Source organism: Vibrio sp. Scap24 (assembly GCF_013394185.1).
Lineage (GTDB): Bacteria > Pseudomonadota > Gammaproteobacteria > Enterobacterales > Vibrionaceae > Vibrio > Vibrio pomeroyi.
In genome coordinates this window covers 1,968,640-1,983,417 of sequence record NZ_CP041332.1, presented here as the reverse complement: position 1 = coordinate 1,983,417, position 14,778 = coordinate 1,968,640, and the positions used below count along the sequence as shown (strand labels likewise).

Genomic DNA, 14,778 nt, shown 5'->3' with positions numbered 1-14,778 from the left:
GTGTCACTGTTCTTATGCTTATACGACTTATATACACTCTTATATTGTCATTGGCCTCTCCACTGCTCCTCTATGGGCTTTATAAGAGCAAACCCGGCAAACCAAGTTTCGGTAAGCGCTGGAAAGAGCATTTCGGTATTACAACGAAGATTCAAGGTAAAAGCCCGATCTGGATTCATGCGGTGTCGGTAGGTGAATCTATTGCTGCGATACCTATTATCAAGCAATTGAAGCAGCGAGACCCAAATCAAGCCATCATCGTTACCACGACAACCAGCACAGGTGCAGAACAAATAGACAAACTTGGTGGTTTGGTCGAGCATCGCTACATGCCGATTGATTTTTCTTGGTGTGTGCGAGGCTTCCTTAAATCAGTAAAACCAAAGCAAATGTTGATTATGGAAACAGAGCTTTGGCCAAACACGTTACATTGCGTCGCGAAAGCTGGAATTCCTATATCAGTACTCAACGCTCGCCTATCTGAACGTTCATGCCAGCGCTACGCCAAATTCCAACCCGTGTTTAACCTTCTAGCAAAAAACCTTTCTCAAGTGCTCTGCCAATACCCTAGTGATGCGGAACGTTTTGTACGGTTGGGATTAGATAAAGCATCTGTGCATGTGACGGGCTCAATCAAATTTGATATTGAAGTCTCTACTGAACAAGTATCAAAAGGCAAGGCATTACGTGAACAAATTGGCTTTGATCGCTGTGTATGGATAGCTGCCAGCACTCATCAAGGCGAAGATGAAATTATCTTAGACGCTCATAAACAGCTCCTTAAAGGCAATCCTAATACCTTGCTGATGATTGTTCCTCGTCACCCAGAGAGATTTAACCAAGTGATGGAACTGGCTAAACAACACCAATTCAACACTATCACTCGAACGAGTCAGCAACCAATCTCCTCTGATGTTGAAGTGTATATTGCGGATACGATGGGCGAAATGTTGGTACTACTCGGCGGCGCTGATGTCTGTTTTATGGGCGGAAGTCTTATTGGAGATAAAGTTGGAGGGCATAATCTGCTAGAACCAGCAGCTCTACAGCTACCCTTACTAAATGGCCCTAGCTACTTTAATTTTAGCGAGATCACCGACAAACTGCTTGAAGCTCAAGCTGTCACTATTTGCCAAAACAGCAATCAAATTGCAGGCCAACTCAAAGAGCTGTTCACACAACCTAACTTACGTAAAGATAAAGGCTTAGCGGCTTATCAAGTGGTTGAGCAGAACCGAGGGGCATTGCTCAATACACTCATAAAAATAGAAAGCTGTTAACTGTATATATCATTCAAAACTTGATACTTTTGTGAAAATCGACTTTTAATTATTTGTCGGTTTTCATCCGTAGCTTTAGGTTTATTCTCAAAACTCTGTGGTATTTCAGCCAAAGTGTTGTAGCCGTTAACTGAGATTCCTTCGGATTCTGTCATCTCAATGAAATTAGGGGTTTCAGCTTTCACATGGATTACACCATTACCACCAGAAATAAAGCTCCTAGCCGTACTCATGCTCCCTCTTCCTTGTAAGATAATATCGGAGCAAGACATGATTAATGCGTTGTAATTAATATTGTTTGTTGGTGTTACATAGCTGATATCAACTACACATTTCATCTTAAACAACGCCAAGAATGCATCGATAATGATCTTAGAAAACACTCTTTTAGGTTTAACGAAAACTAACAATTTATGTTGATTTAAAACTCCAGCCATACCTAAATGATAGATAATTGACAAAATTTCAAACACAGAAAAAGTATCAGCTTTTGCACCTATTAATATCTTATTTTCTGGTCGAGTTTCTTCTATGTACTTAGATTGCATACATTCAAATTCATCCCATAACTCACTGGGCATCGATTTAAAAGCATCCCTTGCATCATGAAAATTGAGATCTCTTCGTTTCAGAATTTTTTCAAGTGAGGGTCGGAAGTAGGGTTCTGGCGCAATAAAGTTAATAACTTTGCTCAGGACAAATAAGCAGTCTTCATTAATCTGATTATTTCTCGTTTGAATTAAACTACCTTTCTTTTCGATTGTTTTGAGCCAACGAGCAACTTCATCATCTGTGAGGTGAATATATAGCTTACTAACAAATTCATCTGAGCATTCCAGAAGGGTTTTCAAAAAAGGGGCATTACTTAACCCTAAGCTCATCGAGGTTACTGTTTTACAGCTAGCAAGAGCAGCTAAATCTACCATTCGATAGTTGAATAACTTTACATTTGTACCTTTTAAATGAGTACCCTGAACATTTTCAGACAAAGATATTAGGATGATATCTTCTTCTCTAATCGAACACTTTCTAACAAGTACATCAATATATAATTTAGTAAAAACATGATTTTCAAAACCAACGATGATGTTTTTATTTAAGAACATTTATATAACTCCCAACATGTATCCATCATTTAAGTATCCCCAATCCGACTCTTGCCATTGAATCTGGCGCTTGTTTACTTCTTTTAGGAATGAGCGTTTTAAACGATTCAAGTTACCTTCTTTCCAGTCATCACCCGCTTGTTGACCGCACTTGTCAAAGTCAATAATCCACACCTTTTGTGAATCATCAAGCAGGATATTGTGAATGTTGAGATCAGTGTGGTTAACGCCAGCATTGTGCATTTTACGTATCTCTTGACCAATCCTTTGATAGATATCCGCACTTATCGGATTAGCAATCAATACATCAACCAGATCCTTCGCATTGGGGATTCGTTCCGACATCAGATCTGCACGATAAAATAGGCCGCTTTTCGTCGCCCGAGCGGCAATCGGCTTAGGTACATTCACGCCGGCATTAGCTAATACATTAAGAACATTAAGCTCCATCGCGCAGCGCGTACTTTCCCAATCAGAGAAACGATATTGGTCTTCAACGAGTTTGCCAAATAGCCCACCACGACGATAGTGACGCAACGCAGCTTGCAGTCCATCAAGTTGAATAAACCAGGTGGTGCCACGCCCCTGAGCACTTCCTGAAATAGATTCTCGTTGCTGCCAGTATTCTGCCTCAAAAATCTGAACCATATCGTCCTCTGGTACTTGAGCCAGAAGTTCAGGATCATACCAAATTGTTTGGTTGTTGGTGCTAATCGTTTCCATCTATGAGGCCTTTGGGTCGCTTTTCGTCATTGCTATTTTACAACTAATGCGAGTATCTGCATAATTCTGATGTTATTCACTTTTTTCGGGCACTTTATGTCACTGTTCTCAACTGCACCTCAATCTCTTTGCATACTTCGCCTATCCGCGATTGGCGATGTTTGCCATGCTATTTCTGTGGTTCAAGCCATCCAGAAGCAGTGGCCTGAAACGAAAATCACTTGGATAACGGGCAAAATAGAAGCTATGCTGATCGGCGACCTACCGGGTATTGAAGTTATTATTTTCGATAAGAAACAAGGCTTCAAAGGAATGCGTGAATTATGGAGACAACTGTCTGACCGCAAATTTGATGCGCTGCTACACATGCAAGCCGCACTCAGAGCCAGCGTACTTTCCTGGGGAATAAAGGCGAAGTGTAAGGTGGGATTTGGCAAAAACCGAACTCGTGAAATGCAGTCACTCTTTACTAATCGCCACCTGCCTATTTCAGACAAGTTTCATGTATTAGATAACTTTGCTGAATTTGCTCGCTACATTGGTGTGTCCTTCGGTAAACCTCAATGGGATATTCCTTTAACACCGGAAGATGAGCAACTAGCCATCAACACTATGGCAGGGAAACCGACTCTGGTTATCTCCCCTGCTGCTAGTAAAGATTCACGCAACTGGTTAACAGAACGATATGCCGCCATTACCGATTATGCAGTAGAAAAAGGGATACAAGTGGTACTGTGTGGCTCTCCTGCTCCACGGGAAGTAAACCTTGGTAAGGACATCGAAGCATTATGCCAATCTCCTGTCATCAACTTAATTGGCAAAACTAACCTAAAGCAACTCACCGCCGTACTGAAACATGCGACCGTGGTGATAGCACCAGATACAGGTCCAGCACACCTAGCAACAACACAATCAACACCAGTCATTGGGTTGTACGCACACAGTGACCCTCGAAGAACAGGCCCCTACAATGACCTTGATATCGTGGTCAGTGTGTACCAACAGCACGTAGAGGCGCAACAAGGGAAACCTGTTCAAGACCTTCCATGGGGAACTCGAGCAAAAGGCGATGATTTAATGAAAGACATTACGCTCGAAATGGTAAAACAGACATTAGACAAAGCCTTAAATTCTATTACAACACCAAGCAAGGACAGCTAATATGACCACACACGTTATCTACCCAGGCACTTTCGATCCGGTAACTAACGGTCACCTCGATATCATTGTCCGAGCTGCAAGCATGTTTGATCATATCACTGTCGGAGTAGCCGCGAGCCCAAGCAAAAAGACCATGTTTAAGTTAGATGAGCGAGTAGAGCTGTTGCGTGATGCTGTGTCTCACTTGCCGAATGTATCTGTTGAAGGCTTTTCTGGTTTGCTTGTCGATTTTGCCAAGCAACAGAAAGCTAACGTATTGGTACGAGGCCTAAGAACAACCATGGATTTTGAGTACGAGTTCGGTCTCACTAGCATGTATCGCAAGCTTCTACCCGGACTTGAAAGCGTGTTCTTAACCCCTTCGGAAGAGTATGCCTTCCTATCTTCAACGATTGTTCGTGAAGTCGCGATACATGGTGGGGATATAAGTCAATTTGTGCCACAAAAAGTCGCAGATGAAATAAAACGTAAAACAGTAGAATAATACCCCCTCCAAAAACAAAAATAGCGCTCATTGAGCGCTATTTTTTGTGACTGCAATTGGGATTTACAGTGAGTAGTAAGCTTTATACCAATCAGCGAAAGCTTTAGCACCTTCTTCGATTTTAACTTGAGGCTTGTAGCCAACAGCTTCAAAAAGATCTTCCGTATCAGCATAAGTCGCGTACACATCACCAGGCTGTATTGGCATGAAGTTCTTCTTCGCTTCAATACCTAAAGCGGTTTCTAACGCTTCAACGTAATCCATCAATTTAACTGGGCTACCATGACCGATGTTGAACACTCGGTATGGTGCAGAGCTGGTCGCTGGTGATCCTTGCTCTACCGTCCAATCTGGCTGTTTTGCTGGAATGCGGTCTTGCACACGAATAATACCTTCAACGATATCATCGATATAAGTGAAGTCACGCATCATGTCGCCGTTGTTGTAAATGTCGATCTCTTTACCCGCTACGATTAAGTTCGCAAACTTAAACATCGCCATATCAGGACGACTCCAAGGACCATACACAGTAAAGAAACGTAGACCAGTTGTCGGAACATCGTATAAATGAGAATAAGTATGCGCCATTAGCTCATTCGACTTCTTAGTCGCAGCATATAGTGAGATAGGGTGATCAACGCTGTCTGCCGTGTGGAATGGCATTTTCTGGTTCAAGCCATAGACAGAACTCGATGATGCATAAACTAGGTGTTCAACCTTGTTATGACGACAACCTTCTAGAATAGCTAAATGACCAACAAGGTTACTATCAGCATACGCCATTGGGTTATCGATTGAGTAACGAACGCCAGCTTGCGCCGCTAAGTGAATAACTCGGTCAAACTTTTGCTTTGCGAAAAGCTCAGCGATGCCTTCTCTATCCGCAAGATCAAGCTCGATAAAGGTAAGGTTTTCATGTTCGATACGTTTAAGGCGGTCATGTTTCAGAGAGACTTCGTAGTAGTCATTTAGGTTATCGATACCAATAACCTCATGTCCTGCCGCACATAGTCGCTCTGACACAGCAGAGCCAATAAAACCAGCAACGCCAGTTACTAAATATTTCATTCTACTATTCTCAATTCATATAATTATTGCAATTGTAGCTATTAGACCGTATATCTACTAGCTTAAAAAAGTGAACATAGGTTCAGTTTTTCTATACCTGACATTGAGAGCAAAAAAACGTATTCCTTTGCCCGATTTTTTGCTCTTCAAGCTTCTCACCACAACTCGGGCACTTTTCTCCCGCTTTTCCATACACTTGCAGCTCTTGCGCGAAGTAGCCTGGCTTGCCATCCGCTTGGGCGAAGTCTTTGAGTGTAGTGCCACCTTGTTTGATGGCGGTAGCGAGCACTTGTTTGATCTCTTGGGTTAACAAGATCCATTCTTCTTTTGTCACTTTGCTTGCAGGGCGCAAAGGGTGAATTCGCGAAGAAAATAGCGCTTCGTTAGCGTAGATATTCCCGACACCCACAACAACTTTGTTGTCCATGATGAACTGCTTAACAGCCACTTTACGCTTTCCGGCCTTTTCCGCGATGTAGTCAGCGTTGAAGTCGTCCGTTAATGGCTCAGGGCCAGAATCAAGCAACACAGAGTGAGTTTCATCAGGCGCCGACCATAACCATGCTCCAAAGCGACGTGGGTCGTTATAACGTAGGATTTTACCGTTAGTGAGCTTTAGATCCACGTGATCGTGCTTTGCCGCGGGGAAATCGGCATCTAATACACGCAGTGAGCCAGACATACCAAGGTGCACTATGGCAGTGCCGGTATCAGTTCCAATCAGTAAGTATTTTGCGCGACGCGAGATGGAACGAATCACCTGCCCTTCTAACAGCTTAAGCTCTTGCGGGATATCCCAACGCAGCTTAGGCGTACGAAAGGTAAGGGTCTTGATGGTCTCGCCGACTAAATGAGGTGAGATCCCCATACGGCTTACTTCGACTTCGGGTAATTCAGGCATAGTTTAGTCGTCCGATTTTGAGGAATTGTCTGAGTTAAGACTTGGAAACAAGTAACTCTCTTCAATAGACACCGCCAACCACTGATCATTCCAGTTTTTTAATAACCAAAAATCAGGCAATTGATAATAGGTAATACGTTGTGGTTCTTCCTGATCGTGATACCAAACTTCAACAGTGTGTGGTGTATTTAACCGAGGCGTAAGGTCTGTGTAGGTTTGTGAGTCGACCTCGGTACCTACAAGCTGTTGCCAACGCTGTGACAGGTCTTGTGCACTCGTCGTTTTTTTTGGCACGGGATCTTTCATTTGATAAATCCACTGACCATCTTCTTGTACGATTGACCACTTAGTAAAGTGCAAAGCTTGAAGTTCTGATTCAGGATTTAAGAGATAAGGGTAAGGACTGCTTACCTTAAGTTCGGATTCAGGCTCAGGTTCGATGAGATAAGCTTTGATCAATGTTGGAAGGTTTAGCACGCCAATAAAAGCGATCACGCTCAACATGAGTATGTTGTTCCACCTACGTCCACGATATCTCATCTGATTCTGCTCATCTAACCTATTGAGCAATCAGTATATCGTGAAAGTGGCAATACTTTCCATGCTGCACGTTTTTCTATCGATTAGATGCTGTATCAGCCGGAAGTCGTTAAATTACTCAAAATTTAGATATAAAAAAACCCAGCGATTAAGCTGGGTTTTTCAATTCTTTCTTCTACTGAAGAAGAGCAAAAAAAGCATCAATTACTTGATTTTCGCTTCTTTGTACATAACGTGTTGGCGAACTACTGGATCAAACTTTTTGATCTCAAATTTGCCTGGCATGTTACGCTTGTTCTTATCAGTTGTGTAGAAGTGACCAGTACCTGCAGAAGATACTAGACGAATTTTCTCACGAATGCCTTTAGCCATTGCTTAATTCCTCTTAAACGTTTTCGCCACGTGCACGGATATCAACAAGAACAGCATCGATGCCTTTCTTATCAATGATACGCATGCCTTTAGCAGTTAGACGTAGTTTAACAAAACGTTTTTCGCTCTCTACCCAGAAACGATGAGTTTGTAGGTTCGGCAGAAAACGGCGCTTAGTAGCATTGCGTGCGTGTGAACGGTTGTTACCCGTTACTGGACGCTTACCAGTTACTTGGCATACTCGGGACATGAATGTCTTCTCCAATCGTTTCAGCTCGATATCAACCTTGGTGGCCGAACCTCTCTATCAATTAAAATAGAAGGTAAAAACCGTTATGGAAAATCCATACAAGGCTATCAAAGGTCGCGCATTATACTAACTTGACACGCATTGCTCAAGACCCGAACAGATCCTTTTTACGGATTTCGTGATCTTTTTTTGTGCAGCGCAGCTTGCTTGAGTAATCAGAGCTGATTTTAGGTCTAAAAATGTGGGCGGAATAATAGCAGATTTAACGTAACTAACAACCTAAAATGTGATTCAAATCCATCCACGCTCTGCAAAAGAGACAACTTCGCCATCTCCAACGACAAAATGGTCGAGAATTCGGATGTCCACCAGCGCTAATGCATCAGTTAAACGGCGAGTGATTCGCCTATCTGCTTGACTTGGCTCTGCGACACCCGAAGGATGGTTATGCGCTAAAATTAATGCCGCCGCATTGTGATGAAGTGCGCGTTTGACTACTTCTCTCGGGTAAACCGAAGCAGCATCGATGGTTCCTTCAAACATCACCTCGTCTTTAATTACCCTATTCTGGTTATCGAGGAACAATATATAGAAGGCTTCTCGCTGGCGATCACGCAACATACTCGAAAGGTAAAGCTTGGTATTACTTGGGCTGGTTAAGGCGTCCCCTCGAGATAAAGTCTCCGCGAGATAGCGCTGCGTCATCTCTAACACAGCCTGAAGTTGAACGTATTTAGCCTGCCCCATACCTTTATGAGCACAGAACTCAGCCTCCGTTGCTGAAAAAAGATGCCTTAGCGAACCAAAATCTTTAATTAACTTGTCCGCCAACTCTAAAACGTTCATTCCTTGTGTACCCGTTCTGAGAAATATTGCTAAGAGTTCGGCATCACTTAAAGAATCTGGCCCTCGATTCAATAACTTTTCTCTTGGCATCGATTCAGCGGGCATTTTATTTATCGGCATATAAAAGCTAATCATTGGTCATGAACACGATCCATCAGCGTAATGAGCTTGCACTCTGAGATCCTTTGATAGAGATAAAAGACAGCGAGTCCCTAACAAAATCGTGTAATTGATAAGTTTGATAACACCAACTTGATGAGCGTCAACTCTGTTCGAGTTCTGCTTCTAGGCACTCATCCTTTGTTCTGATATCGTAAGTCGCAGAAAAATTAAGGAACAGAATCATGCAAACACAGGTTAATCCACTGAGTAACGCTGACCAACAAGGCCTAGCAGGGAAAAAAATTCTTCTTGGTATTAGTGGTGGTATCGCTGCTTATAAATGTGCCGAGCTGACTCGCCGCCTAATTGAGCGTGGGGCGCAGGTACAAGTCGTCATGACCAATGCAGCCAAGGAGTTCATCACTCCCCTTACCATGCAGGCGGTCTCGGGAAGGCCTGTGTCTGACAGTTTGCTTGATCCTGCGGCTGAAGCTTCAATGGGACACATCGAGCTAGCAAAATGGGCTGACTTAGTATTACTAGCACCTGCAACCGCTGACCTTATTGCACGCATGACTGCTGGCATGGGTAACGACCTACTGACTACTCTGGTTTTAGCAACCGATGCGCCAGTTGCGGTATCTCCAGCAATGAATCAACAAATGTACAGCCACCCAGCTACCCAAGAGAACATCGCAACGCTAAAACGCCGTGGTTGTGAAATCTGGGGGCCAGCTGCAGGCGAACAAGCATGTGGTGATGTCGGTATGGGACGCATGTTAGAGCCAATGCAGCTCGTACATCGCTGTGAAGACTTCTTCCAACCTAAACCACTTGCTGGCCGTTCTGTGCTTATTACTGCAGGCCCTACTCGTGAAGCGATCGACCCTGTACGCTACATTACTAATCACAGCTCAGGAAAAATGGGCTATGCATTAGCTGAAGCAGCCGCGAAGCAAGGTGCAACAGTGACTCTAATCAGTGGCCCTGTATCACTTGCGACACCAAACAAAGTAACTCGGGTTGATGTAGATAGCGCACAACAGATGTTTGATGCCGTTACAGCTCACGCTGCTCAACACGATATTTTCATCAGCTGCGCCGCGGTTGCCGATTATCGCCCTGAAACCATCGCAGACCAAAAGCTCAAAAAGGTCGATGGCAAAGATGACATGACTATTCAAATGGTGAAGAACCCAGACATCGTCGCCTCTGTTGCTTCAATGGCTGAAGGTCGCCCATTTACTGTCGGCTTCGCTGCAGAAACTCAAGATGTTGAGAAATACGCTCGCGGCAAGCTGGAACGAAAGAACCTCGATATGATTTGTGCCAACGACGTATCTGTCGAAGGCCAAGGCTTCAATAGCAGCAGCAACGAACTGCACCTTTATTGGAAAGACGGCGATAAATCTCTGCCACTGGACAGCAAAGACACCCTTGGTTTCCAGATCCTCGATCAGATCCAACAACTTATTGTCGAATAAACACACGATTTAGCTCTGACAATCTGCTGACACCTCTCGATTCTGTTGACCTAGGTCTTACAAAACTAGGAAACAGAATTGAATGGTGTTTATAATCCTTCTTCACTCAATCCTCATCTTTAGGAAAGGAAGTAAATAGATGGCTGGTACTCGAAAATCAAACCGTCGTGAAGAAATCCTGCAAGCTCTCGCACAAATGTTGGAATCGACCGAAGGTGCTTCTCGTATCACAACGGTAAAGTTGGCCAAGCAAGTGGGTGTTTCTGAAGCTGCGTTATACCGCCACTTCCCAAGCAAAGCTCGCATGTTTGAAGGCCTAATCGAGTTCATTGAAGAAGCGTTGATGTCTCGAATCAACCGTATTCTGGATGAAGAGAAAGACACGCTAGAGCGCATTCGCCTAGTATTACAACTGATCTTAGTTTTCTCAGAACGTAACCCAGGCCTGACTCGAATTTTGTCTGGTCATGCTCTAATGTTTGAAAATGAACGCCTACGCGACCGCATCAATCAACTTTTCGAACGCATTGAAACGCAACTTCGCCAAATCCTGCGTGAAAGAAAGCTTCGTGAAGGGAAGTCATTCCCGGTTGATGAGAAAATTTTAGCCGCCCAACTGCTAGGTCAGGTTGAAGGCAGCTTGAATCGCTTTGTTCGCTCAGACTTCAAATATCAACCGACAGAAAACTTTGATGCTTACTGGGCTCTGCTAAGCGCTCAGATTAAGTAGCAATCAAAGTAAGTAGCAATCAAATTTTAAGTGATGGTTATGACGACGAAAACTTCTCCGACAAGCAGCACTGCACAACACGTTATTACTAAGCCGCCTTTTACTCTGGCGCTACTCCACCCTAAATATTGGGGTGTTTGGTTCGGCTTTGGGCTATTGGCACTTATCGTTAACGTTCTACCTTACCGTATCTTGTTACTGCTAGGTCGCTCGTTAGGCTCTCTTGGTGCTCGTTATGGTAAAAAACGTGTGGCAGTAGCAACACGTAACCTAGAGCTTGCCTTCCCAGATAAACCAGTAGACGAAGTCGCGGCTATGGTGAGTGAGAACTTTAAGAATACAGGTATGGCACTGATCGAAACTGGGATTACTTGGTTCTGGCCGACGTGGCGCTTTAAACGAATCTTAGTAGACAAAGACACTCAAATGCTGCGTACACATAAAGCCAACGGCAAAGGTGTTCTTCTGTGTTGTGTGCATGCCTTAAACCTAGAGATCACGGCACGAGCAATGGCTGTTCTTGGTATTTCAGGTTTAGGTGTTTATCGCCCGCACAACAACCCAGCTTATGAGTTCATTCAATACCGTGGTCGCACTCAAAACGGCAACCGTCTGATTCACCGAAAAGACGTGAAACGCATGATTCGAATTCTGCGTCAGGGTGAGATCCTTTTCTATCTGCCGGATCATGATTACGGTCGTAACAAGTCTGTATTTGTGCCTTTCTTCGCAGTAGAAGATGCGTGTACGACAACAGGCACCAGCATTCTTGCGTACACCAGCCGATGTGCACTTGTTCCGGGTTCAGGTTTTAGAAATGCCGATGGCAAGTATGAAATCATGGCTGACGAGTCGATCGAAGATAACTATCCGCAAAAAGATGAGAAAGCGGCGGCGGCTTACATGAACAGCTACCTAGAGAAGATTATCTTACGCGCTCCAGAGCAATGGATGTGGCTACACAAGCGATTCAAGACTATGGAAGATCCAGAAGCTGAACGCGGCATTCGTTACAAATAGAGCACCTATCTTCAGGTAAGAAAGCAGCTCACCTCAATAGAAAAGTAAAAGGCCCGAAAGATATTTATCTCTCGGGCCTTTCTGTTTGAAGCTCTAAATCTTAAGATTCAAGACATCAAATATTAGATGCCGTATTGAGCGCGGTACGCTTTTACAGATTCTAGATGTGCTGCATCTGTGCCTTTCTCTTCAAGGAAAGTCACAAGGTCAGTCAGGCTAACGATTGAGATGATTGCACAACCGAAATCGCGTTCAACTTCTTGAATTGCAGACAGCTCGCCTTTACCTTTCTCTTGACGGTCGATAGCAACAAGAACACCCGCTAGATCAGCACCGTTCGCTTGGATGATTTCCATCGACTCACGAATTGCAGTTCCTGCAGTGATCACATCGTCCACCAGCATGATACGGCCTTCAAGAGCACTACCGACTAAGTTGCCACCTTCACCGTGGTCTTTCGCTTCTTTACGGTTAAAGCAGTAAGGCGTATCCACATCGTGGTGATCTGCCAGTGCAACCGCTGTTGTCGTCGCGATTGGGATACCTTTGTATGCAGGGCCAAATAGTACATCGAACTCAATACCTGAATCAGCCAATGCCGCTGCGTAGAAGCGACCTAAGCGTGCTAGGTCACGACCTGTATTAAACAATCCAGCATTGAAGAAGTAAGGGCTCTTACGGCCAGACTTTAAAGTAAACTCACCAAACTTAAGTACTTCTTTCTCTAGTGCAAATTCAATAAATTCACGTTGATATGCTTTCATGTTCTTCCTCTACGTTTATTCAATAAAACTTAACTTACGCTCTGCACTACCCTTTCGAGTTTTACAGACAAAAAAATAGCCCCTTATGAAAGGAGCTATCTAAAAACTATTCTGCTAACGCCGACTTCTGCGCTTCAACAATATCGGCAATGCCCTTATTTGCCAGGGCTAAAAGCTGCATCAGCTCTTCGTGGCTGAACGGTTCGCCTTCTGCGGTGCCTTGAATCTCAATCATCTTACCGTCTTCCGTCATTACAACGTTCATGTCGGTATCGGCTGCTGAGTCTTCAACGTACTCAAGGTCACACAGTGCTTGTGCACCAACGATGCCCACTGAAACTGCCGCTACGTGGCCTTTCATTGGGTTCTTTTTCAGTTTGCCGCTTGCTAGTAGGCTGTTGATAGCATCAGCCATTGCTACACTTGCACCTGAGATAGAAGCAGTACGTGTACCGCCGTCTGCTTGGATAACATCACAATCGACAGTGATCATGATTTCACCCATTACTTTCAGGTCAACAACAGCACGTAGGCTGCGCGCGATCAGGCGTTGGATTTCCATCGTACGACCGCCTTGCTTACCGCTCGCCGCTTCACGACGGTTACGAGTGTGCGTTGCACGTGGCAGCATGCCGTATTCAGCGGTTACCCAACCCTTACCTTGACCTTTCAACCAACGCGGTACGTTTTCTTCTACCGTCGCATTACATAGAACTTTAGTGTTGCCGAACTCAACTAATACAGAACCCTCAGCATAAGCTGTGTAGTTACGAGTAATTTTAATTGGACGAATTTGATCTACAGCGCGGTCATTTGGACGCATTGGTATCTACCTTATTAACAGTCTGAAGTGATTTACTATCGAAAGAGTGCATCACCTAAGAAAGGGGTGAGACAGTTTTGATTGGGGCAAGATTATATAGCAGTTTATCTTTCAAATCTATTTGCCGTTCAAAGCTATTTATCTTGAAAGGCTATTTATAGTGAAAATCAATCGACTTCGGGTGCAACTCGTATCGTGATACTATGCGTGCGCGTTATTTTCAGAATGATAAAAGACAGGAAAATTCGATGATTTATAGTATGACCGCGTACGCGCGCAAAGAAGTAAAAGGCGATTGGGGTACAGCAGTATGGGAAATCCGTAGTGTAAACCAACGCTACCTAGAAACTTACTTCCGTATGCCTGAACAGTTCCGTGGTTTAGAGCCAATCTTGCGTGAGCGTTTCCGTAAGCGTCTAGCTCGCGGTAAGGTTGAATGTAACCTACGCTTCGAAGCAAACCCAGCCGCTAAAGGTGAGCTAAGCATCAACGAAGGTTTAGCACAGCAAGTAATTAACGCTGCTAACCAAGTAATGACCATGACTGGCGAAGACAGCCGTTTGAACCCATTCCAAGTAATGAACTGGCCTGGTGTGATGGAAACTCCAGAGCAAGACATGGATGCTATCAACAAAGACCTGCTAGACGCATTCAACGATGCTATTGCAGAGTTCATTGATGCTCGTGCTCGCGAAGGTGAAAACATGAAGGCGCTAATCGTACAGCGCTTGGATGCAATCACTGAAGAAGTAGTGAAAGTTCGTGCACGCATGCCTGAGATCTTAGAATGGCAACGTGAGCGTCTGCTTAACAAGTTTGAAGAAGCGAAGATTGAGCTTGAAGGTTCTCGCGTTGAACAAGAGCTTATCCTACTAGCACAGAAGTCAGACGTAGCCGAAGAGCTAGACCGTCTAGATTCTCACGTGAAAGAAGCCAATGCAGTATTGAAGAAAGGTGGCGCTTGTGGCCGTAAGCTAGACTTCATGATGCAAGAGTTCAACCGTGAATCAAACACGCTAGCGTCTAAATCTATCAGCACAGACATCACAGCCTCTGGTGTAGAGCTGAAGGTTCTTATCGAACAGATGCGTGAGCAGATCCAAAACATTGAATAACAGTCTGTT

Annotated in this window: 17 protein-coding genes; 7 read left to right on the top strand and 10 right to left on the bottom strand. The window is 44.2% G+C overall.

Annotation, left to right across the window (positions count from 1 at the left end):
- Nucleotides 1–14 precede the first annotated feature (14 nt).
- Nucleotides 15–1,280 carry a lipid IV(A) 3-deoxy-D-manno-octulosonic acid transferase gene (gene waaA / locus FLM53_RS08745; RefSeq protein WP_176680721.1) on the top strand — a complete coding sequence of 422 codons (1,266 nt, stop codon included), beginning with the start codon at nt 15–17 and terminating at the stop codon, nt 1,278–1,280.
- Here waaA and FLM53_RS08740 read toward each other — a convergent pair.
- The gene (locus FLM53_RS08740; protein ID WP_176680720.1) at nt 1,277–2,386 is read right to left on the bottom strand and encodes a hypothetical protein; all 1,110 of its coding nucleotides are present in this window, start codon (nt 2,384–2,386) and stop codon (nt 1,277–1,279) included. The two genes, waaA and FLM53_RS08740, sit on opposite strands and share 4 nt — an antisense overlap.
- The gene (locus tag FLM53_RS08735; RefSeq protein ID WP_176680719.1) at nt 2,387–3,109 is read right to left on the bottom strand and encodes a 3-deoxy-D-manno-octulosonic acid kinase; all 723 of its coding nucleotides are present in this window, start codon (nt 3,107–3,109) and stop codon (nt 2,387–2,389) included.
- Between the two features lie 96 nt (nt 3,110–3,205).
- Between FLM53_RS08735 and FLM53_RS08730 the strand changes: the two genes are divergently transcribed.
- The gene (locus FLM53_RS08730) at nt 3,206–4,270 is read left to right on the top strand and encodes a glycosyltransferase family 9 protein (protein ID WP_176680718.1); all 1,065 of its coding nucleotides are present in this window, start codon (nt 3,206–3,208) and stop codon (nt 4,268–4,270) included.
- A 1-nt stretch (nt 4,271) separates the two neighbouring features.
- Entirely contained in the window at nt 4,272–4,754 is a 483-nt protein-coding gene (gene coaD, locus FLM53_RS08725) for a pantetheine-phosphate adenylyltransferase (protein WP_176680717.1), read from the top strand.
- Nucleotides 4,755–4,817: 63 nt separating this feature from the next.
- Here the strand turns inward: coaD and FLM53_RS08720 are convergent, their stop codons facing one another.
- The 6 genes from FLM53_RS08720 to radC form a co-directional block, all read right to left on the bottom strand.
- Nucleotides 4,818–5,822, bottom strand: a complete 1,005-nt coding sequence (locus FLM53_RS08720; RefSeq protein ID WP_176680716.1) for an NAD-dependent epimerase — start codon at nt 5,820–5,822, stop codon at nt 4,818–4,820.
- A 91-nt stretch (nt 5,823–5,913) separates the two neighbouring features.
- On the bottom strand, nt 5,914–6,723 hold the full coding sequence (gene mutM, locus FLM53_RS08715; protein WP_176680715.1) for a bifunctional DNA-formamidopyrimidine glycosylase/DNA-(apurinic or apyrimidinic site) lyase: 810 nt from the start codon (nt 6,721–6,723) through the stop codon (nt 5,914–5,916).
- 3 nt (nt 6,724–6,726) lie between these two features.
- On the bottom strand, nt 6,727–7,263 hold the full coding sequence (locus FLM53_RS08710; RefSeq protein WP_176680714.1) for a hypothetical protein: 537 nt from the start codon (nt 7,261–7,263) through the stop codon (nt 6,727–6,729).
- A gap of 204 nt (nt 7,264–7,467) precedes the next feature.
- Nucleotides 7,468–7,635 carry a 50S ribosomal protein L33 gene (rpmG, locus tag FLM53_RS08705; RefSeq protein ID WP_002535344.1) on the bottom strand — a complete coding sequence of 56 codons (168 nt, stop codon included), beginning with the start codon at nt 7,633–7,635 and terminating at the stop codon, nt 7,468–7,470.
- Nucleotides 7,636–7,648: 13 nt separating this feature from the next.
- Nucleotides 7,649–7,885 (bottom strand): 50S ribosomal protein L28, encoded by a 237-nt coding sequence (gene rpmB / locus FLM53_RS08700; protein ID WP_004728407.1) that lies wholly within the window; start codon nt 7,883–7,885, stop codon nt 7,649–7,651.
- Nucleotides 7,886–8,176: 291 nt separating this feature from the next.
- On the bottom strand, nt 8,177–8,851 hold the full coding sequence (radC, locus tag FLM53_RS08695) for a DNA repair protein RadC (RefSeq protein ID WP_176680713.1): 675 nt from the start codon (nt 8,849–8,851) through the stop codon (nt 8,177–8,179).
- A 224-nt stretch (nt 8,852–9,075) separates the two neighbouring features.
- Between radC and coaBC the strand changes: the two genes are divergently transcribed.
- From coaBC to lpxL, 3 genes are all read left to right on the top strand, one after another.
- Nucleotides 9,076–10,317: a bifunctional phosphopantothenoylcysteine decarboxylase/phosphopantothenate--cysteine ligase CoaBC gene (gene coaBC / locus FLM53_RS08690; protein WP_176680712.1), complete on the top strand. Its 1,242-nt coding sequence runs from the start codon at nt 9,076–9,078 to the stop codon at nt 10,315–10,317.
- A gap of 139 nt (nt 10,318–10,456) precedes the next feature.
- Entirely contained in the window at nt 10,457–11,047 is a 591-nt protein-coding gene (gene slmA / locus FLM53_RS08685; protein ID WP_004741428.1) for a nucleoid occlusion factor SlmA, read from the top strand.
- Nucleotides 11,048–11,086: 39 nt separating this feature from the next.
- Complete coding sequence (gene lpxL / locus FLM53_RS08680; protein WP_176680711.1) at nt 11,087–12,067, top strand: LpxL/LpxP family Kdo(2)-lipid IV(A) lauroyl/palmitoleoyl acyltransferase; 981 nt, start codon at nt 11,087–11,089, stop codon at nt 12,065–12,067.
- 122 nt (nt 12,068–12,189) lie between these two features.
- Here the strand turns inward: lpxL and pyrE are convergent, their stop codons facing one another.
- Together pyrE and rph are read right to left on the bottom strand one after the other, a co-directional pair.
- Nucleotides 12,190–12,831, bottom strand: coding sequence for an orotate phosphoribosyltransferase (gene pyrE / locus FLM53_RS08675; RefSeq protein WP_048607662.1), 642 nt, complete (start codon nt 12,829–12,831; stop codon nt 12,190–12,192).
- Between the two features lie 106 nt (nt 12,832–12,937).
- Entirely contained in the window at nt 12,938–13,654 is a 717-nt protein-coding gene (rph, locus tag FLM53_RS08670; RefSeq protein ID WP_019826449.1) for a ribonuclease PH, read from the bottom strand.
- A gap of 248 nt (nt 13,655–13,902) precedes the next feature.
- On the opposite strand from rph, the gene FLM53_RS08665 reads away from it, so the two are divergent.
- Nucleotides 13,903–14,769 carry a YicC/YloC family endoribonuclease gene (locus FLM53_RS08665; protein ID WP_176680710.1) on the top strand — a complete coding sequence of 289 codons (867 nt, stop codon included), beginning with the start codon at nt 13,903–13,905 and terminating at the stop codon, nt 14,767–14,769.
- The last annotated feature ends 9 nt before the right edge of the window (nt 14,770–14,778 follow it).